We start from the raw sequence: 18929 nt of genomic DNA on the forward strand, positions 1-18929 counted from the left end.
TTAAAGTGCACCATAGCATACCCAAGTGGTCTAGAGTTCGTTGCTTCCTTCCGGACCTGGCGATTTGCTATAGATCTTGCCACACCACGGTGCATATTATTGGAGCATAATATGGATAGGAATGCAAGATCATTTACATGTAGTACCGTGCGGTCACATTGAAAAAGATAGACTCAAGTGTATCTGATCGCTGAGAGGTTATTCTGTCTCCGATAACTGCATCAGTTGAGAATGTGCTTTTATAGACCTGGGTGCTAAGTAACCCAAATTCTATACCAAAAGCTTTGTGTCGGTCTTGGCGGTATTCAATCCCTGTGCAAACCTCATAGCCAAATGTGAAATTTGAATAGGGCTTTATAGATTCTTCAACGGCGATGGCTTCGGGTAGCGCAGCATCCCCTAGCTTTACTTTGACCGTATTTGTGCCGGTTGCGGCGTCAGTAACGACTATATCTGTTGACGTGGCTGTTTCACTGGACTCAACTATTGGCTTACTGACAATTGTGCTTTGGTCAGTTGTGTTGAAAACGCAAGGTCCCCCATGGAAGATGATCGATACCTCTGTTCCTGTATTTAATCTATAAGAAAAGTCGAGTTTGATACCATTAGTTGAGATAGCTGTGCTTTCATCTTTTGGTATGGGTTCAACTATTTCGTTAGAAGCTTTTAGATCTAATATCTTAGAATTATACGTAAATATATAGTTTAACCCTATCCCTAGACCATTATCGTGTGTTAATCCAACTGAGGTGCTAATTATAGGACCAAGATTATACTCTACAATTTGCTTGCCAAATGTATTATCTTCCATAAAAGCAGGGCCCACACTAAGGTCAAAATAACCATATTCCCGATTGGTTTTTCGGTATGCGTGTGTGCTCATACATGAGAAGGCGCAAGCAATAAGTATTGCTTTAATCTTCATGAAAAACTCCTGTAATATTCTCTTTTGATCATATTATTTCAGATACTTAATTGCAAGATATAGATGTTTCAATCTCTGATGCTATTGATAGGTGTATTTGATAAAAATCTATAAATGTTTTATATTAAATGAAATATCAAGACAAAACAGAGGTGAATAAAATGTTAGTAACCAAACGAAAGCGCCGGTCAGAGACATTACTGGGTTTGTTGTATGATTATTGTGGTATTCTTGCTACGGGTCTTGGATCTATTGATGATAAAGAGAGTTCATTTGCCTACCATACGGGTTTAACGCTGCCTTATTTTAATATTGTTGCTAGCCGTGTTAATGAGTCTAATCATTTAGAGATCCAGGCATTGATTGAATTAGCTAAACAACAGGAGCAGCCTTTTACTGCGATTTTCAATTGTAAAGACCAGTGGGTTAAGCAGGGTTTGGGTGAAGATCTAATTATGCGTGGATCTATAACTGGAATGATGTGTAAAATTGGAGCCAGCTTGAAAAGTTATGAGGCTCATCCAGCTGCTAAGCTAGTTGAGGTGAATACTCAGGAGCTGTTTTATGAGTGGGTGCATGTATTTTGTCAGTCATATGATTTGCCCATAGAAGATATTGAGCGTGTCTTTGCACCATGTATCAATGATAGTGTTCCTTTGCAGTTGCATATTGTTCAAATTTACCAAAAAACAATTGCTTGCTGTGTGACGTTGTTTAAAGAGGATAAGGCGCTATTATTATGGGATACGGTTCTTCCTATGTATCGTAGGCAAGGAATAGGGAATATGATGATGTTGGGTCGTATGAAATTATGTAGTGAACATCAGTGCTCTGAGGTTTATAGTTTTGGGATGCATGCGTCTAAAGACTCGCTTCAATCAATAGGCTTTAAAAAAGTAGGGCGGTATGATCTATATCGATATGATAAACCATTAGAGGAAGATAAGCGTGGCTAAACTTTATTTCTATTTTTCTGCTATGAATGCGGGTAAGTCTACGGTTCTTTTGCAGTCAGCATATAACTATCAAGAGCAAGGTATGCAAGTTGCAATTTATACATCAGCTCTGGATGATCGTGATCAAAAGGGTTATGTTTCTTCTAGGATTGGTTTGAAGTCTGAAGCTAAGGTTTATAATGAGCAGACAAACTTGTATGAAGAAATTTATAACCAGATTGTAGAAGAGAAAGTTAAGTGTGTCTTGGTGGATGAGGCTCAGTTTTTAACACAAGCTCAAGTAGAGCAGTTAGCCTCTGTAGTTGATTTGTGTAAAATTCCGGTTTTAGCTTATGGTTTGAGAACTGACTTTAAAGGGCAGCTGTTTGAGGGGAGTCAATATTTATTAGCATGGGCTGAAGAGCTGGTTGAGATCAAAACCATATGCAAATGCGGACGAAAAGCAACTATGAATGCACGTATGAATGAATTAGGTGATTTGGTGATATCAGGTGCTCAAATTGAGATAGGTGGGAATGATCGTTATCACTCGCTATGTCGTCGGTGTTATAATGTACAAAAACGTATGATGGTAATGAAGAAAAAGTCTAAAGTTTTAGATCATTTGGAGCAGTCAGCATGAATGAGCAGTGGGAAGTAATAGAAATTAGTGAGATGCAGGTAGTAGGTGTAAATACGACTACTAGTAATGAGGTTGAGGCAACAGAGCAAGGAAGGATTGTGCCCCTGCACCGCGAGTTTATAGAGCAGAACTTATCTGATTTGATTCAAAGTGATGATAAAAGAATATTTGCAGTGTATGATCAATACTCGGATTTGGAGCATGGTGAGTACCGGTACTTCATTGGACATTGTGCAGAGACAATTCCTGAGGGGTTAAGTGCAGTAGTAATTCCTAAAGGGCGTTATCTGCGTTTTTCTTCTGAACGAGGTATTCTCTCTGATATATTGCCAGAGGCTTGGAAAAACATATGGCGGTTGACCTCTGATCCTAATTTTGAATATTCAAGATCTTTTGAATTAGATTTTGAGTTTCATAATTATGAATCTTCAGATTCACTAGATGCCCAGGTAGAGATCTATCTTTCTATTGATTAAACTACTAAGGGGATGGGTCAGATTGAGAATCATTACGATCTTGTTCTGCAATTAATTCTTCAAGCTCAGCTTCAAGCTCTTCGTCAGTAGGGGTTGATTTGTCTCCAATGGGTCTAGCAAGTACTTCGCCGATTGTGGCTTGGTGCTGGGCGGCTTCTTCGGCTTGTCTAAAAACCTCCTGGGCTTGCTCTTCCCCTTGGGCTAGAAGAGCTTCTAGCTCTTCGAGCTCCCCTGGTGTAACTCCATCCTGTTCAATGAGTGCCAGAAGCTCTTCGTCAGTAATGTTTTGTTCGACCGTGCTGCTTGCATCATTCGCTCTTTCAGCTAAAGTTCCTCCTGAGTCTGTTTGTCCCATTTCGCTGCTTGTTGTGGATTTAACTTCATACCAGGCTTGATCTTGTGCGTTAGGTTGTTTGGCCTGACTCGAACCTATAAGTCTATAAAACCAAGATATCAGGTTTTCTAATAGTGACATAATTTTTCTCCTAAAACTTATAGAGGTTATGCCTTGATTTTTAGGTTTGTCAGACTTATTTAATAAATTTTCATAATATTGTTGATTATTTCAGGGTATTCATAATAATGAATTTTCGGATTCACCAAGTGCTCAGCTAGAGACTTACCTTTCTACGGACTATTAGTCGGTGTTTTGTTTTCGAGGTGATGGGTTAGACTGGGTATCACTCCCGTTTAGAAGATCATTAAGCTCTTTTTCTTCAATTAACGCTTTAAGTTCCGCATCAGTATAACCTTGGGTGTTCCTTATGGATTGTGCAAGCGCTTCGCTGATTGAAGCTTGCTGCTGGATGATGGTTTCAGCTTCTTAGGTGGCCCCCTGAAGTGGCTTGTTAATCTGGGTTGGATCTTTTTCTAGGTCCTTAAGCTGTAAGTCACTTTCAAGGTCAGTGTCAAGTTCGTTATTAGAAGAATATCGTTTTCTGTATTTTTCTGACGCTAAGTTTTCGCTGGGAAAAGTTTGCTCAAGTACAGGTTTTTGCCTGGATTTAGCCCTAATAGCTTATAGAAACCACTAGTAATGCTAGATACGTTTCTTATCCTGATTGTTTATAGGAGTTGTATCTCGACATTTGAGTTTGTCAGATTTGTTTAATCAACTTTCATAATATTGTTGATTATTTTTTGTGCTCTAGAAGCGGTTCGCATTGAAGGCTTACTGCTTCGAAGGTGAGCTTGTGCGCAGACTAAGGTAGTATGGTCTGTGTAGCATGTGATTGCTGATGAAATAGGGCTCTCTTCATCAGAAAATTGGAATGTTGCTTGAGAAACTTGATAACTACGACCATCTCGTGTGGTGACGTTGTCACTTGAGCTACGTATTTTGCTACTGTCTTTGTGCTCTCTTTCTAAATACTCCTTGATTTGCTCAACGCGTTCAGATGCACTAATAGAGCTATTAAAATCAATACTAATGGTTAAAAGTTCTGTCCAGTCATCTTGAGTCTCATTGTCAGGCACAAAGCCGAGTGTTTGTTGATTGTGCTCATTTTGTTGTATTGCGAGATCATAATCAGTAGGGATGTCGATTTTTAAATCTCTACCTGCAATATTTATTGTTTGTAAAAATTCAGTATATCCATTATCAGCTGTGGGTGCGTCATTAATATTGTACGCATGAACTGATGATGCGCTCATTAGTAAAGATAAGGCGAGTATGCTTTTAAGTTCCATGCGTAAAATCCATTTTGTACTAATGATAATATACTCTATTTTTTTAGCCAGAAAAAGAATTTTTAGGTTTTAATTAAGTATTAAAATCTTACCATCCCATTGATATCCCTGAGGGGGTCTGTCAACTGTAATGGGTTGTCTTGTGTAGGTTTTACCATCGAGCATAATATCTTTTGCATAGCGGTTGATGTTATATCGATCTGGGTTGCAGATGAGTGCATCTTTAGACCATATGGTGTTTGGGTGTTTATCTTTAGTGATGCTACCAATCATTTTAATCGAATCACCTTCGTTGTCCCAAAGTCGAATGATATAAATGAGATCGTCTATACGTTTGCTCATGATTAATCTGGGCTGGTTGCCTTTGAATAGGGGGGGGATTATGGGTAGTGGGTTATAGAGGTAAGGGTATGTGTTTAAGAGCTGTAAGCGAGAAATAATACCGGGTTGAGTGGTGTGTATAACCCAGTTTTGTTGGATAAATTGAGTGATTAATTCATTTTGGTCCATACGGCTATAAAGGTTCAGTGGTTCTGAGCTATACCCTGTTAGTCCTGCTCTTGAGCTTGGGATGTCTCGTTCAGAGGGGTAGTTGATTACTGGTGCACTGGGTGGGCCTTGAGTAGGCACCATTATATTATGAGCTAGATTAATGGTTAGCATGGCAATTATAATCGTATTGAGCAGTTGCTGCGCATGGCACGACAGTTTATCTTGCCAAGTTTGGCGGTAGGATGAGAATAAATGATGTAGTGTCATTACGAGTAGAGCGCTAATGAGTACTTGAGAAAAATAGTGGGCTTGAATAATGACTCTGCTAGCTGCAACTAAGGTCAGGAGCAAAAGCCCTATGCGTCGCATGGTCATCCCCGCTTTATGGGACTTTGATTCTAAAATGCTACTAAAGATTAGCCATAATGTTGGGATAAGCATTGTATTTCCGCTCGGGAATCCATAGGTTATTTCTTGTGTGATAGGCCTAGCCATAGGGAGGGTTGTTTTCAATAGCGCGATGATGCTGAAAAATGAAAAGGATATAAGCGCAAAGTATAGCCCGGTGCGTCTATTTTTTTTCCATAATAGAAAGCTGCTGCCTACTGAGGCTAATATAAATGATACCGGATGTGTTAGTGCGGATATTTGAGTAGCAAAATTGTATAACAGGGGACCGCCTAAGGCTGCAATCAAGTTATTAACGATGGTATTGGTTTCTGTAAAAAATGTTTGAGCGGGTATTTCAAGTACACAGAGTGTTGTGCTTAAAATAAACAGTAGGAATGCTTTAATTTTATGAGTCTGTTCGATATGCGTATCTGGGTTGGTTAAGGGTAGACGTAGATCAAATTTGTGAACCAGAGTAGGTAATGCATACCACAAGGCAATGACTGCTACAATATAAAGTGTGTATTTAATAACGGGGATGATCCCTAATTGCGCTATGTCTGCTGATATAGCGCCAATTAAGATACCTGGTGTTAGGTAAACGATTGTCCAAAGAGTAGCAGTTGGGATAATGGCTAGTGTAAAGCGCAGATAAGGCATATTGAGTATGCCTGCAATCATTGGAATCAAGCTTCGCATAGGGCCAAAAAAGCGACCAATTACAATACTGCTCGTTCCGTAGGTTTTTATAAATGCTTCGCCATGCACAATCCAGTCGTGATAAGGAGTAACCCAGCGATGCTTTAAGATATTTTCTTTATACTTTTTCCCCAACCAATAGCTGAGATAGTCCCCAATGAGTGCACCAATAAATACCGAAAATACAGTAATTCGCCAAGGCAGGGTTCCTGAACCTAGTGAGATTCCTACCAGTGTCATCATAATGCTGCCAGGTACAATGCTTCCTATGATTGCAAGGGACTCAATAAAAGCTATAAAGCCACATAATAGGATTCCAAGCTCACTGTTGTGAGCGATAATATTATTACATGTGTTAGCAAAGTCATAAAATATACTCATAAATTTTCAGCCTGTTTGTCTGCATGGTAGGATGATCGTACGAGCGCACCTGAAGCAACCGATTTAAATCCAAGGTGGTAGGCATGCTTTTCAATCGTTTTGAATTCACTGTCTGCGTAATATTTTTTTACAGGTAGGTGATGTGCACTGGGTGACAGATATTGGCCGACGGTAAGCATATCTACATTATGTGCCCTGAGATCAGACAGTGTTTGCAATAGTTCTTCAAGTGTTTCACCTAATCCAACCATTAAACCAGATTTAGTCGGAATGCTGGGGTGTTGTTCTTTGAATTTTTTTAGTAAGTCTAGGGAATGCTGGTAGTCAGACCCAAGACGAGCGGTTTTGTAAAGTCTGGGAATGGTCTCTAGATTGTGGTTGAAGACATCAGGAGGGTGTTGCTTTAGTGCATCCAAAGCTCTTTGCATTCTTTTTTTAAAATCAGGGACCAGTATTTCTATCTTTATGTTGGGTGTTTGTTCTCGTATTTCTTTAATGCATGCTGTAAAGTGAGCGGCTCCACCGTCAAGCAGGTCATCACGATCAACTGAAGTTACAACCACATATTTAAGCTGCATTTGTTGAATGGTTTGAGCGAGTTGAATAGGCTCATTAGGGTCAAGAGCGTCAGGTTTTCCATGCGCAACATCACAAAAAGCACAGCGTCGGGTGCATTTGTCTCCCATGATCATAAAGGTTGCAATTCGTTTAGAAAAGCACTCAATCATGTTAGGGCAGCTTGCTTCTTCACAGACAGTAACCAGTGCTCGCCCACGAAACAGTTTCTTTAGATTTTTTACATCTTGTAATTGCTGTTGTGTCGGTCTTATTTTGGGTTTAATGATCTCAGTTTTTGGCGCAGAGCTTTGTACATCAATATTAATCCGTTTAAACTTTTCAAAGCCACGCTCTTTGCTCATGTCTCACACTCATATTTTAAAAGTACTAGGTCGAGAATTGTTTCTAGCCACTGATATCTTACCTCAAATACAGTGGTGTTGGCCAGCATGTTTAAATTAATTATCTGGAGTTCTTTATATCCACATGGATTAATAGCATCAAATGCAGTTAAATCAGTATTTATATTGAGTGCTATACCGTGGTAGGACATACCTTTGTGAATCTTGAGACCTATAGAGGCAATTTTCATTTGGTTTACATATACACCTCTCATTTTTGGGTCAGCATAAGCATCTACGCCATATTTTTTTAGTAAGTTGATCACTGATTGTTCGAGTAAGTCGACAAGCGCTAAGGGTTTCAAGTTACATTGTAGTAAATTAAGTAGTGGGTATGCAATGAGTTGTCCAGGGCCATGGTATGTAACCTGACCACCACGGTCGGATTGAATGATAGGTATATGGTTTTTTTCTCGGATATGCTCATATTTTGCTGCACGGCCCATTGTGTAAACTGGGAAGTGTTCAAGCATCCATAGCTCATTATTAGATGACGTTTGCACGTGCTTTTGCATAGCGCTCAGCGTTACTTGATAGTGCTGTTTATGTTTGTGCTTGATGTGAATGGGCATGGGTTAGGCCAATATAGTGCTGGAGAAGTTTATTCCAAATTTTTCCGGGTTTCTTGTATGAGAAGTTATTAGGTATAAAGTTAATTGGTTTAAGAATTTTGATTGAAGAGCTTAAGAAAACTTCTGTGCAATTCAGTAGCTCTTTTGTATGAATTGGACGTATTTGGTAATTCATGCCAAGTTGTTTTGCGAGTTTTAAAACAAGGTGTCGAGTGACTCCTGGAACTATATTACCTAGCGGGGGGGTAATTAGGGTGTTGTCAGAGACAATAAAAAGGTTGCTGGATGCGCCTTCGGTGAGTAGATTGTTTTTAACAAAGATTGCTTCATTCATGCCAGCCTGTTGTGCCTGGTTTAAAGCATTGGTGTTAATTGATAACTGAGTGCTTTTATGTTTTGCAAGGCCAGAGCGTATATCTGGGAGCAAGATAGCGGAGTATCCTTGTTTGTATCGCTCGATATCAATGGGCTCACAACGATACTCACTGATGATGATATTGGGTATGCATGCATTGTTATGAAGGTGGTTTCGATGTTTTTGCTGTGACCCGGTAGTAACCTGGATGTATATAGCGCTAAATGCAGCAGTATTCATGTTCTGAAGAAACGAGGTAATCCATTGAATGATTTGTTGCTGATCAAGGTTAATAGCAAATAATGTTTTAAAACTACTCGATAGCCTGGATAGATGCATATCCAGACAAAAGGGTTTTTGATTGTATATGGGGATGACTTCATAGATTGACTCCCCAAAAAGTAAACCACGATCATGTGGAGAAATGCTTTGGTTTAGCCGTCCATTTATGCTTGTTAAGATCATAATCCAACCATGAGTTTTAATTGATCAATTAAGCGATGGATTCCAGTGCTTTCTTGAATGGTCGTGTGAGGATAGAGTGGGGCAGTAGCAATCACTTGATTGTTTATTTTAGTGACTAATTGAGCCGAGGGTGTGGATGCATCGAGTGGTGCAATTAACTTAGTTGCTTCTACATCAATGAGAAGCTGCTCTGTAGTTCCCTTTGGAATAGTAACCCAGAGTGGTTTATGTGTGGTGAGATGAGCTTCCTTGAGTACGCCTTTATAAACTTTTTGAGTGGTTATTTGAGTGTCTTTAGGGTAGACCAATGTCGTTTCAAAAAAGCGAAATGCATAGTTTAATAGTGCTAATGTATCTCTGTCACGTGCTTGTGCACTGGGTGAGTTTGCAGTGACTATAATTAAGCGCGTATTTCCACGTTTAGCTGTTGTGGCTAAGCAGTATCCCGCTTGTTTTGTGTACCCTGTTTTTAATCCATCAATATCATCATGCTTAAGCATGAGTTGGTTTCGGTTGCTTTGTGTTATATCGGCATGTTTAACCTCTTCTTCTTGAAACCAATGAAAGTATTCTGGAAAATCTTGAATAATACGTGACGAGAGTTTGGCAATATCTGCAGCTGAAGAGTAGTGGTTTTTTTTATCCAGTCCTGTAGATGAGCTGAACTGAGTGTTTTTAAGACCAAAGTTTTGTGCCATTCGGTTCATAATCGCATAGAAGCTTTCTTCAGAGCCTGCGTAGTGCTCACTTAAGGCAACGCTTGCATCATTAGCTGAGGTGACGATCACACCTTTGAGTAATTTTTCTAGATTCACTTTTGAGTGTTCAGATAAAAACATTCTTGAACCTTCAGTTTTCCATGCTTGGGTAGAGATATAAACATCATCCTCCAAGGAAACATGATTTTGAGATAAGGCATGGAAAATAACGTATGAGGTCATTAGTTTAGTCAGACTAGCTGGTGAAATTTGTGTATGGGCGTTTTTCTCGGCAATAACAGCACCCGTTTCAGCATCTATTATGATGTAGTTTTTAGCTTGAACACTGGGTGGTGGAGGCATTAGTAATTCTTTTTGACTAATTTCAGATAATGATGTTGCATAAGTTAGCTGCAACAATGCAAAGGTAAGCGTACAAATAAATTGTTTGAGGCTAAGGTCCGTTTTCATCAATATATCATCCATTCTTTGTGTGCTGGTTTATTATGAACGGTTGTTTCTCATTTTACAATGAGGAGCGCTGTTTGCATAGAAATTGTATGTGTCATAAGGCTATTATGCAGGACTTAATCTTAAGCATGTTGGCTTTTTGCTTTGAGGGTTGTGTTCATAGTGCTGAATGAGTTTATTCATCATTTTTTATTAAGCAATATTTCTTTTTAGTTTGATTTGTCAGTTTGTGCGCTATATAAATGCGTATGAATTAATGAGTAAAGCAGGTTAAAAATGATTACAATTCATACAATATGGCTTGGTAGTTGGCCGCCCACATACCCTAAAATATATTTAACACACTTGGTTATGATGGCAAAATCACGCAATCATAATATTGCTAAAGTATGGCTATGGGTTTGTGGGTCAATTATGTCTGCAGATCAGTTAGCTAGTGCAAGAGACTTTTGCCAGATCTTTGGGGTAGAGTTATATGATATTGGGGCCTTTAAAATAATTGCTAATCAAGCATTAGTCCTTCGCATATTAAATTTAGGTTCTGAGCATAGTGCACGCTTTCATGCTGCAAGTGATATTTTACGTGCGTCAATTTTATATCATTATGGAGGGATATACTGTGATTTGAGTTTGCGGATTTCCAATCAGTTGGAGGCGTATCGATCATTGGTTGTATGGCTTAAGTCATGCAGTGTTGTGGCGTTGCAGCGAGCTGATCAGTATTTGCCTTTTGGTGAAATTAAATTCATGGCATCAAAAAAGCAGAGTTCTTTTATGCGTGCTGTTTGTGATGAATTTGCAAATCTTGCTATTGTTGATGCTTTTGAGCGAGATAGGCCTAAGGTGGCTAATGCATATACAGGTATGACTTATAAATACGTATATGGAGACTGGGCAAGAAAAAAACGTTATGGAGAGTTAAGTTCAGTGAAGTGTTTAGAGGTAAATATTTCCCCCTCTGCAGTGCGCTTTGACTCATTTAAAGGCTTGCTGGTTCCAATCAAGTTTGAGGGAGATGAAGTGATATATGCGTGGTTTAAATCAAGCACGCCTGGCTTTGACCCGGATGCGATAGAAAGACGGTTTAATATTGCGAAAACATTGATTCATTTCTCAATAGGTTAATTTATTTTAGGATTAACTGGTGTAGTCCCAGATATAAAAAGAGATCAATAATCAGTGATATATAAGACAGATTTTGGTTGAAGATGAAAGCGTTTCAAGTTGCTTCTTTTAATGTGGTTGGCGGTGCATATTATTTATCATATTTATCCTAGAGTTCTTTTGTGAGGTTTGACTCTCTGAGGATTTGTACTATCATCATTTTGGGGTGCATCTATTTAACTTGAGTGTGTTTGCTTGCGTCAAGGCTTTTGAGTCTATTGTAGGTAGCGTCACTTGTGTTAGATCTACGGATTTCCGTGATCTTTCATCTATATAGTCTTCAGTACGTGTGTTAAACCAAGCGCTCATACCCGTGGTTGATTCTTTTTTAGCCTGAGAAGAAACCTTGCCAAGTACTTTTACCATATAGTTGATGCTGAGCTTTGCTTCAACGGGTGCATTATTTTCTGTATCCACTCCATCAATGCCAAAGCTAAAGTATACCTCAGTCGTATTCTTCCCACCACGGTTATGCTGACAGACTGGTAGTCCTAGCTCTAAGAGTTCATTTGAGAGTTGAATAGCCTCTGGGCTAGGGTTTTCAATGCTAAAACTAAGCGAAACGTGCCCAGGGTAAAGCCCTTCAATGACTTTAGGATGTTTCTTTCTTTACTTCCCCATACGAGTACTTCACAGCTTGTTTTCATTATTCATTACCTTTTATTTGTATGTTTATTAGGTTAAAAAAAAGAAAAAGTCAGAAAAAAGTTGATAAAGGATAGGAGGCGTTGTGAATTAAGGTCAGAGCATCATAGATTTTTTATAAGTAAAAGTATTTGGATCTGTTGGTGTGGTCAGTCATTTCTAAGAATTGAAGTGACTGATGATTAATCAGTAAGTTGAGATTAAAGCCAATCACTCTTATCAAAAGCAGATACAAGGCTGGTGGCTAAAGATGTTTGTTATGAGTTTAGAGAGATACGTGCGATCTGAAAAAAGGTTGTTTATTCAATTCTCTTGAGAATACGTAAGAAAATGTTATATTTAGAACTGATTAGTAAAGAGATATTTTATGCATAAAGCAAGTGGGTTACATGTGCTGCAAGCTTTGTTGAAAACAAAGCGATTTACGGTGGTTAAGATTGAGGTCATCAAAAATAGGAAAACAGATTTTTCAAAAGAATTAGGTGAGGCTCAAAAACTGGGATGGTCCATCCGTTATGTAGAGCAGTTTAGTGATAAACAAGTCGGTCGGCAGCATGGTGTTATCAGTTATTTCAATTTCAATACATTAGATTTTAAACAGTTAGATCCCAGTTCTTCACGTTTGTTAATGTTGGATAGAGTGCAAGACCCACATAATTTAGGTGCTTGTCTTCGATCTGCTGCTGCATTTGGTGTGGATGCAGTGATTATGCCCCAGCGATCATCTGCGCCCATAAATGATATCGTTCATCAAGTATCGTGTGGTGGATCAATTATTGTACCGTTGGTCTTTGTTAATAATCTGAGTCAAAGTGTTTCTGAGTTGAAAGACCTGGGTATATGGTTTGTAGCCACTACTGAGCATGCGACACAAACGATTGCGGATGTTCCATTAAATCGTAACTTATGTTTGTTAATGGGGTCAGAGGGTGAGGGTGTTAGACAAAAGTTGCTTGAAGTCTGTGATTATAAAGTATGCATTAAAACGTCTAAGTGGCTGCCTACGCTAAATGTTTCAGTCGCAACAGGCGTTTTGCTTCATGCAATGTACCAGCCCAGTTAATTTAGACCTTTGTATAGGTGTTTTTATACGAATTGGTTGAAAAAGCTATTGTTTTGGTGTATAAATTTATATCCTTGCGTGAAAACGCTGTTTAAACCAAAAGGAGCCAAAAAATGGTTGATAAAAAAGTATATGAAATGGTTTTGATCATTGACCCTGCTCAAAGTGAGCAAGCTGATGAAATATTAAGCCGTTATTCACAATTAGTTGATGAGCATGCAGGTAAGTTAATACGTGCTGAAAACTGGGGGCGCAAAAAGCTTGCTTATGCAATTAAAAGACAATTTAAAGGACATTATTTGTACCTTAACTTCCAGTCTAGCCATGCGTTGATTGAATTAATTAGAAATAATTATTTGAAGCATAATGATGCTGTGTTACGTCACTGGATCGCAGGTGTAGATTCGCCTGTAGCAGTACAGTCTCCATTATATGTTGAAAGTGAAAATGATAAAGAGGCGCGTGTTCCTGATGATCACCCTGAACGTGTCAACTGGAAAAATGTTCGATTGCTGCGTGACTCTATTATGGAGACATGTCGTATTCTTCCTCGTAGAACCACTGGGTTAAGCTCTAAAGAGCAGCGTGTGTTGACACGTAGCATTAAAGTAGCTCGCTTCTTGGCATTAATTCCATATTGCGATAGGCATAAGCATTCCATTTAATTTGGGTGGGGTAAAAGCTTGCTCAGACTGACAGAACGAACTGAACAGTATAGTATCCTGATAAGCAGGTGAGTCGGGTAAGCTTTTTTAAAAATAATTGGAGATAAAATATGAACGTTATTTTAGTACAGTCTGTTATAGGACTAGGTCGAGCAGGTGAAACTGTTTCAGTGAAACCAGGTTATGCAAGAAACTGGTTGGTTCCAACTGGGATTGCTGTACATGCAAATGCAGAAAATCAAGCTGTTGTAGAAGCTAAGCGTGCAGAAATGGAAAAAGAAGACGCAAAGCTTCGTAAAGAAGCGAACAAAGTGGCTGAAAAACTTGAAGCATTAACATTAACGCTAAAGGTTGAGGTCAATGATGAAGGAAATATGTTTGGCACTGTAGGTGTCAGTGAGTTACACAAGCTATTACAGGCAGAGGACTTAAATATTGAGCGGAAATGCATTAATATCGCACAGCCATTTGAATCATTAGGGACGCATGAGTTTTCTGTGCAGTGTCATGTTGACGTTTCAGCTAAGATGAAGGTTTTGATTGAAGGTTAATGTCAATAGAGGCAAAAACACCCCCTCATTCAGTAGAGGCAGAGCGGTCATTACTAGGCGCTTTGCTTCTAGACTCTGAATCATTTGAACATATTTCAGATATTATTAGGCCTGATTCATTTTATCATAAGTCTCATCAGCTAGTCTTTGAGTCCATAGTAGCTTTAGCTAAGCAAGACAAGCCTTATGATGTGTTGATGGTTAAAAGTAGCTTAGAAAAGAAGCGTGTCCTCGATAAAGTTGGTGGGGATGTCTATTTGTATGAGCTCGCAAATGATTGTGCATCGTCTGCACATATTAAATCATATGCAGAGTTAGTTGCAGATTGTGCTGCATTACGCTCATTAATAAAGGTTTCATCAGAGTTTATAGAAAGTGCGTATAAACCTGGAGATCGGTCGGCACGGGATTTACTTGATGAGTCAGAGCAAAAGTTAAGCAGACTTGCTCAAAATGATACGAGGAATGATGGCCCATATCGCATGGAGCATTTAGTTCCAGTAGTTGCAAGTAAGCTAGAAAAGCTCTCTGAGTCGAAAGGTGGCATCACTGGTATGCCTTCGGGTTTTAATGATTTAGATGACATGACCTCAGGTCTGCAAACGAGTGATTTGATTATTGTAGCAGGGCGACCTTCGATGGGGAAAACTGTATTTGGGGTAAATATTGCTGAAAGTGTTGCGCTGGTGGCAAAAAAACCAGTTGTTATTTTTAGCTTAGAGATGCCAGCAGAGTCGATTGTTATTAGGCTTTTATCATCTTTATGCCGCATCAATCAGACAGATTTGCGTACAGGGAACCTTGATGAAACCCAGTGGTCTAAAGTGTCTTCTGCACTTGGGATGTTATCCGAGTCTTCGTTATATATTGATGACACGCCTGGTATCACGCCTATGCAGTTACGTGCTAAATTACGTAAAATCGCGCGCACTGAGGGACAATTGGGCTTAGTAGTGGTTGATTACCTTCAATTGATGCGTGTCCCAGAATTACGTGATAATCGAACACTTGAGATATCGGATATATCTAGAATGCTTAAAATTACAGCAAAAGAGTTTTCGGTTCCTGTCATTGCTTTGTCACAGTTAAATAGAAGTTTAGAGCAACGCCAGGATAAAAGGCCCATCATGTCAGATCTTAGGGAGTCTGGTGCTATTGAGCAAGATGCAGATTTAATTGCATTTATTTATCGTGATGAAGTGTATAACGAGGCTACTGAGCACAGAGGGCTAGCAGAAATTATTATAGCAAAGCATAGAAATGGACCGATTGGTAAGATCGTATTAACTTTTTTAGGTAAGTTCACACGATTTGAAAACCATGCTAAAGACTCGGAGGTCCTGTCATTAATAGAGATGGAATAACTGACTCAGAAGTACATTGGCGTTGTAGGCGAAGCACGCTAGAGCTGGATATATTATTTGAGCGATTTTATCATCATACATATTCTAGTTTGTCTCATGAGGAAAAAAAGGATTTCTATAGATTGCTTTGTATGGAAGACGCTGAAATTATGGATTTAATTGTAGAAGAGTCTAGTGATTACATCATTCTAAAAAAAGTTATTCAGTCCAACTTGAATTAGGTAACATAAAGATCCGTTCATTATTGATGCTAATAGGATGATTGGGGTGCATCTCTAGGTTTAAGACCCACTGGTTCTTAGGGTCATTAATTGTATATGTTTTCTTATTGGTTTGCTTTAACCCCCTTAAGAATGAAATAAATGACCAATAGTCTGAGTAAGAGTAGTTAATAATTCTTTTGTCAGTTAGCTGGATTTCTAGAGAGATAAAGTCGCCTGGGGTCCAATGCAGTGTGGTTAGTTTATGTTCGCTTAGCCGTTGCTTATTCTTGTTTGTGATTAATGTTACGCTCTCAATGGGGTGTTGAGGCTGCATGAGTTTTATTCCCCAATTTTGCAGAATGTTTTCTTTACTAGAAATCAACGCTGCATTTAAAACCTTCGCATGCATAATGGTGCTAATGATATTGTCAGGAACGGGTATCGATAAGAGTTTATTGTTTGCCTTGTTTTTATCTAAATCAATATTTATGAATGTTTCTAAATGGTTCTTATAGAATTTGTTTATAATTCCTGATGTTGCGTATAGCTGCGTGATCTCGCTTTCATTACAATTAGTTTGAGCATTTTTATCAAATGGAAATTGATGGCGAATAACGTTTATTGAGTGCTCAATATCTTTCCATTGCCCTGTAATATGTTGAATAGCCAATGTCTCTATTCTATGTCTCTCATAGTTAATATACTTATTAAACCATTGTTGTTGGTAAGGATTTAGGTTACTTAATGCGCTTTGTACCGTGTTTGCAGTGTGATCATGTATTGAATATGATGATTTTATATAATTAAAGGCTTGAGATGGTGTTTCAATATGTGAGGACTCTTTAAAAAAGTCTTTTAAACGATTAAGTAATACTATACCCTCATTGGCTTGTAATAAGTTTAATATGTCTGAGAGCTGTTCTAGGCTTGTGCGTAATTCTTCTAAATTGTGATTGGATATTTTATGTTCAAGACTATAGAGTTCCTCACGGATGTTTTGACCAATAACGCTCTGGTTCTTAGTTATATATGCTAACTGTTTATGGGCTTGCATAGCGTTTTCGGGATCTACAGGTAATAGTGTTTTTGAAATATAGTCGATTTTATTTTTAACTTTTATATAGGATAAGTCATCTTTTAGCGTTGAGTGACACTGGGTGTAGTTATACCCTTCAATAATTTGGCATATATTTGTGATTTCACTGGGTTCTATAAAGTGAGCTAAGGTCCTGAGATTGATTTTAGACGGTGCAGTAGCAACCTGACGCCATAATAAGGAAAGCTGTGATGCTTCTTCCTCATTTAATTTAATACCCATATATTTAATTATTTCTTTTTGTGCGTGTGATAGATGATTGCTGTTGGATGCAGAGAGCAAGAGACCTGCAACATCACGCTCTTCTGATGTCAATTCTTTACTCCATGCAGATAATGAGCGTTTGAGGTGTGTTTTATGTGGGGTATATTTACTACTGTTTTTTATCATTGGGTAAATAACTTCTTGTGCATCATATCGGTTTAGCTCAATTTTTTGTTTATAGGTTGTATGATAATTATTTAAGTTTATGATAACCAAGGTACACAGGAGCATAAAAAATAGTTGTTTTAGGCGTTGAGTTATGTTCCATCTATCATAACATAAGCTAGGTGGCTGAGTATGAAACAGCCCTAAGCCAAAACTACAAATGTTTAGTTTGGCTTCGTTGCAATACTCGATAGCATTTAACAGATTATATTTGAGCTTTGAAAGCGTATGAGGCAATGTAAACAAGTTTTGGCTAACACTGCTGTTGCTTTGTGCAACTAGCGTTAATTCATTGAGTTGCGCCATTAAGCTTTGAATAAATTCGCTATACTGCGTATTAATGCTTTGCCTGATTGTGTTGTCAGTGGAGTTTGGAAAACTAAATAATGGGATATTACATTCTCCGTATTCACAGCAAAAGTATAGATCTTGATGTAAGTCCTGATTGTATAGGATTAGATGGTTTTGTTTCACACTACTGAGTATGGGGGTTAACAGGGCCCAGTCTTTCTGTAAATAATCACCAAGGTTGATTAGCTGGGTTTGGGAGATTAGGAAGTGAATGTTTTTAAATTTGATACCTGATTTTCTAAGCTCCCGGAATAACTGGTGCAATGCAATCATATTATTTTCATCATGGGAAATCTCAATCAGCATGCTACAGTATAGTTTTTGAAATCCACGTATATAGCAGTTTTGGTATTTGAAGTTAAAGACGGGCTCTAATCCGGGTACTAGTGTGTAATCGATAGGGTGATTAGATAAATTTAAACAAAGGCCATAGGGTTGACTTCTTACCCCAATACGCATTAGCCATGGCAAAGTTTGTCGCCATCGCTGGGTAAAGGGTTTGATCATAATGTTAAAGGGATGGTTATGGATTGTCACTTGCTCAATCGTTATCAGGGTAATGAGCGCAAAGATAATGGTTAACTCAACATGAACCACTATGGGGCTCGCTATGACACCATAAGCCTGACATATACTTGCAACTATTAATAATAAAAAGATAAGTAACTGAGTGGATCGGTAGTTCATAGCGTGATGCAGTATATTATACTTAATAAGAGAAAGAGGTTAGCGATGCATAATGATATTATGTGGTTTTTGTATAGTTGAAAAGCAGATGATGGGGGTTGTTTTTTTTTGTCTACAGATGAGAGTAGTTGCATGAGTGCTTCAATTTTAGGGTTTTTCTTATCGTCTGCTAGTTTTGCTTGTGTCATGAGCATTAAGCTGAGCTTCATGAGCTCTTGGTTATCTTTGGGATTGCGTTTAGCAAAATCGATAGCCTTTAAAAAGTGTCCAGGGTTTTGTAGGGTGTTATTAATTGTGAATAGTTTAGACTGTGTTGTAAAATCTACTTTTTCTTTCAGGTGCATATAGCCCCAGTCTCTAAATAAATATTTCAGACATTCATTTTGTTGTGTGGTAAAACTATGATATAAATCTATTTGAGCATCAAGCTCAATAATTAAATATTGTAATGTCTCTATTGTGGGGCATGCAAGGAGTTGGCAGATTGAGTCATAGATCGTTAACTCAATAATGGTTATATTTGATAGTGTAGGAATTAATTGATTAATATATTTACTCATT

Annotated in this window: 20 protein-coding genes and 1 other RNA gene; 9 read left to right on the forward strand and 12 right to left on the reverse strand. The window is 38.4% G+C overall.

Annotated elements, in window-relative coordinates; genetic code table 11:
• Window position 1: 1 nt before the first annotated feature.
• Both ffs and MMH89_RS01375 read right to left on the reverse strand, forming a co-directional pair.
• Window positions 2-96, reverse strand: an RNA gene (ffs, locus tag MMH89_RS01370) — signal recognition particle sRNA small type.
• A 37-nt stretch (window positions 97-133) separates the two neighbouring features.
• Window positions 134-925 carry a hypothetical protein gene (locus MMH89_RS01375; protein ID WP_258568589.1) on the reverse strand — a complete coding sequence of 264 codons (792 nt, stop codon included), beginning with the start codon at window positions 923-925 and terminating at the stop codon, window positions 134-136.
• Window positions 926-1086: 161 nt separating this feature from the next.
• On the opposite strand from MMH89_RS01375, the gene MMH89_RS01380 reads away from it, so the two are divergent.
• The 3 genes from MMH89_RS01380 to MMH89_RS01390 are packed head-to-tail and all read left to right on the forward strand — an operon-like array spanning window position 1087 to window position 2979.
• Window positions 1087-1881: a hypothetical protein gene (locus MMH89_RS01380; protein WP_258568590.1), complete on the forward strand. Its 795-nt coding sequence runs from the start codon at window positions 1087-1089 to the stop codon at window positions 1879-1881.
• Window positions 1874-2503, forward strand: a complete 630-nt coding sequence (locus tag MMH89_RS01385; RefSeq protein ID WP_258568591.1) for a thymidine kinase — start codon at window positions 1874-1876, stop codon at window positions 2501-2503. The genes MMH89_RS01380 and MMH89_RS01385 overlap by 8 nt, the downstream gene beginning before the upstream one ends.
• Window positions 2500-2979, forward strand: coding sequence for a GyrI-like domain-containing protein (locus tag MMH89_RS01390; RefSeq protein ID WP_258568592.1), 480 nt, complete (start codon window positions 2500-2502; stop codon window positions 2977-2979). The genes MMH89_RS01385 and MMH89_RS01390 overlap by 4 nt, the downstream gene beginning before the upstream one ends.
• A 4-nt stretch (window positions 2980-2983) precedes the next feature.
• Here MMH89_RS01390 and MMH89_RS01395 read toward each other — a convergent pair whose 3' ends face one another.
• From MMH89_RS01395 to MMH89_RS01425, 7 genes are all read right to left on the reverse strand, one after another.
• Window positions 2984-3454, reverse strand: a complete 471-nt coding sequence (locus MMH89_RS01395; RefSeq protein WP_258568593.1) for a hypothetical protein — start codon at window positions 3452-3454, stop codon at window positions 2984-2986.
• 632 nt (window positions 3455-4086) lie between these two features.
• Complete coding sequence (locus MMH89_RS01400) at window positions 4087-4668, reverse strand: hypothetical protein (RefSeq protein ID WP_258568594.1); 582 nt, start codon at window positions 4666-4668, stop codon at window positions 4087-4089.
• Window positions 4669-4737: 69 nt separating this feature from the next.
• Window positions 4738-6630: a VTT domain-containing protein gene (locus MMH89_RS01405; protein ID WP_258568595.1), complete on the reverse strand. Its 1893-nt coding sequence runs from the start codon at window positions 6628-6630 to the stop codon at window positions 4738-4740.
• Window positions 6627-7550, reverse strand: a complete 924-nt coding sequence (gene lipA, locus MMH89_RS01410; protein ID WP_258568596.1) for a lipoyl synthase — start codon at window positions 7548-7550, stop codon at window positions 6627-6629. Before lipA ends, MMH89_RS01405 begins: the two co-directional genes overlap by 4 nt.
• Window positions 7547-8161 (reverse strand): lipoyl(octanoyl) transferase LipB, encoded by a 615-nt coding sequence (gene lipB / locus MMH89_RS01415; RefSeq protein ID WP_258568597.1) that lies wholly within the window; start codon window positions 8159-8161, stop codon window positions 7547-7549. Before lipB ends, lipA begins: the two co-directional genes overlap by 4 nt.
• Window positions 8133-8981, reverse strand: coding sequence for an aminotransferase class IV (locus tag MMH89_RS01420; RefSeq protein WP_258568598.1), 849 nt, complete (start codon window positions 8979-8981; stop codon window positions 8133-8135). The genes lipB and MMH89_RS01420 overlap by 29 nt, the downstream gene beginning before the upstream one ends.
• Window positions 8978-10150, reverse strand: coding sequence for a D-alanyl-D-alanine carboxypeptidase family protein (locus MMH89_RS01425; RefSeq protein ID WP_258568599.1), 1173 nt, complete (start codon window positions 10148-10150; stop codon window positions 8978-8980). The genes MMH89_RS01420 and MMH89_RS01425 overlap by 4 nt, the downstream gene beginning before the upstream one ends.
• A 276-nt stretch (window positions 10151-10426) precedes the next feature.
• Here MMH89_RS01425 and MMH89_RS01430 point away from each other — a divergent pair, with 276 nt between their 5' ends.
• Window positions 10427-11275: a glycosyltransferase gene (locus tag MMH89_RS01430; protein WP_258568600.1), complete on the forward strand. Its 849-nt coding sequence runs from the start codon at window positions 10427-10429 to the stop codon at window positions 11273-11275.
• A 195-nt stretch (window positions 11276-11470) separates the two neighbouring features.
• On the opposite strand, the gene MMH89_RS01435 is transcribed toward MMH89_RS01430, so the two are convergent.
• Complete coding sequence (locus MMH89_RS01435; protein WP_258568601.1) at window positions 11471-11731, reverse strand: hypothetical protein; 261 nt, start codon at window positions 11729-11731, stop codon at window positions 11471-11473.
• A gap of 595 nt (window positions 11732-12326) precedes the next feature.
• Between MMH89_RS01435 and rlmB the strand changes: the two genes are divergently transcribed.
• The 5 genes from rlmB (at window position 12327) to MMH89_RS04945 (ending at window position 15823) form a co-directional block, all read left to right on the forward strand.
• The gene (gene rlmB, locus MMH89_RS01440; protein WP_258568602.1) at window positions 12327-13022 is read left to right on the forward strand and encodes a 23S rRNA (guanosine(2251)-2'-O)-methyltransferase RlmB; all 696 of its coding nucleotides are present in this window, start codon (window positions 12327-12329) and stop codon (window positions 13020-13022) included.
• Window positions 13023-13135: 113 nt separating this feature from the next.
• The gene (gene rpsF, locus MMH89_RS01445) at window positions 13136-13687 is read left to right on the forward strand and encodes a 30S ribosomal protein S6 (RefSeq protein ID WP_258568603.1); all 552 of its coding nucleotides are present in this window, start codon (window positions 13136-13138) and stop codon (window positions 13685-13687) included.
• A gap of 110 nt (window positions 13688-13797) precedes the next feature.
• Entirely contained in the window at window positions 13798-14238 is a 441-nt protein-coding gene (gene rplI / locus MMH89_RS01450; RefSeq protein ID WP_258568604.1) for a 50S ribosomal protein L9, read from the forward strand.
• A complete protein-coding gene (gene dnaB / locus MMH89_RS01455; RefSeq protein WP_258568605.1) occupies window positions 14238-15602 on the forward strand; it encodes a replicative DNA helicase in 1365 nt (454 codons plus the stop codon). Before rplI ends, dnaB begins: the two co-directional genes overlap by 1 nt.
• A 50-nt stretch (window positions 15603-15652) precedes the next feature.
• Window positions 15653-15823: a succinate dehydrogenase assembly factor 2 gene (locus tag MMH89_RS04945; RefSeq protein ID WP_425491986.1), complete on the forward strand. Its 171-nt coding sequence runs from the start codon at window positions 15653-15655 to the stop codon at window positions 15821-15823.
• On the opposite strand, the gene MMH89_RS01460 is transcribed toward MMH89_RS04945, so the two are convergent.
• Both MMH89_RS01460 and MMH89_RS01465 read right to left on the reverse strand, forming a co-directional pair.
• Window positions 15801-18368 (reverse strand): hypothetical protein, encoded by a 2568-nt coding sequence (locus MMH89_RS01460; protein ID WP_258568606.1) that lies wholly within the window; start codon window positions 18366-18368, stop codon window positions 15801-15803. The genes MMH89_RS04945 and MMH89_RS01460 overlap by 23 nt on opposite strands.
• Window positions 18365-18928, reverse strand: coding sequence for a hypothetical protein (locus MMH89_RS01465; RefSeq protein WP_258568607.1), 564 nt, complete (start codon window positions 18926-18928; stop codon window positions 18365-18367). Before MMH89_RS01465 ends, MMH89_RS01460 begins: the two co-directional genes overlap by 4 nt.
• Between the last annotated feature and the right edge of the window lies 1 nt (window position 18929).

The sequence above is a fragment of the Candidatus Comchoanobacter bicostacola genome (genome assembly GCF_024172705.1).
Lineage (GTDB): Bacteria > Pseudomonadota > Gammaproteobacteria > Comchoanobacterales > Comchoanobacteraceae > Comchoanobacter > Comchoanobacter bicostacola.

Coding starts and splice junctions, on each gene's coding strand:
- MMH89_RS01375 (WP_258568589.1), bottom strand. CDS start 925: ATGAAGATTAAAGCAATACTTATTGCTTGCGCCTTCTCATGTATGAGC.
- MMH89_RS01380 (WP_258568590.1), top strand. CDS start 1,087: ATGTTAGTAACCAAACGAAAGCGCCGGTCAGAGACATTACTGGGTTTG.
- MMH89_RS01390 (WP_258568592.1), top strand. CDS start 2,500: ATGAATGAGCAGTGGGAAGTAATAGAAATTAGTGAGATGCAGGTAGTA.
- MMH89_RS01395 (WP_258568593.1), bottom strand. CDS start 3,454: ATGTCACTATTAGAAAACCTGATATCTTGGTTTTATAGACTTATAGGT.
- MMH89_RS01400 (WP_258568594.1), bottom strand. CDS start 4,668: ATGGAACTTAAAAGCATACTCGCCTTATCTTTACTAATGAGCGCATCA.
- MMH89_RS01405 (WP_258568595.1), bottom strand. CDS start 6,630: ATGAGTATATTTTATGACTTTGCTAACACATGTAATAATATTATCGCT.
- lipA (WP_258568596.1), bottom strand. CDS start 7,550: ATGAGCAAAGAGCGTGGCTTTGAAAAGTTTAAACGGATTAATATTGAT.
- lipB (WP_258568597.1), bottom strand. CDS start 8,161: ATGCCCATTCACATCAAGCACAAACATAAACAGCACTATCAAGTAACG.
- MMH89_RS01420 (WP_258568598.1), bottom strand. CDS start 8,981: ATGATCTTAACAAGCATAAATGGACGGCTAAACCAAAGCATTTCTCCA.
- MMH89_RS01425 (WP_258568599.1), bottom strand. CDS start 10,150: ATGAAAACGGACCTTAGCCTCAAACAATTTATTTGTACGCTTACCTTT.
- MMH89_RS01430 (WP_258568600.1), top strand. CDS start 10,427: ATGATTACAATTCATACAATATGGCTTGGTAGTTGGCCGCCCACATAC.
- rlmB (WP_258568602.1), top strand. CDS start 12,327: ATGCATAAAGCAAGTGGGTTACATGTGCTGCAAGCTTTGTTGAAAACA.
- rpsF (WP_258568603.1), top strand. CDS start 13,136: ATGGTTGATAAAAAAGTATATGAAATGGTTTTGATCATTGACCCTGCT.
- rplI (WP_258568604.1), top strand. CDS start 13,798: ATGAACGTTATTTTAGTACAGTCTGTTATAGGACTAGGTCGAGCAGGT.
- dnaB (WP_258568605.1), top strand. CDS start 14,238: ATGTCAATAGAGGCAAAAACACCCCCTCATTCAGTAGAGGCAGAGCGG.
- MMH89_RS01460 (WP_258568606.1), bottom strand. CDS start 18,368: ATGAACTACCGATCCACTCAGTTACTTATCTTTTTATTATTAATAGTT.
- MMH89_RS01465 (WP_258568607.1), bottom strand. CDS start 18,928: ATGAGTAAATATATTAATCAATTAATTCCTACACTATCAAATATAACC.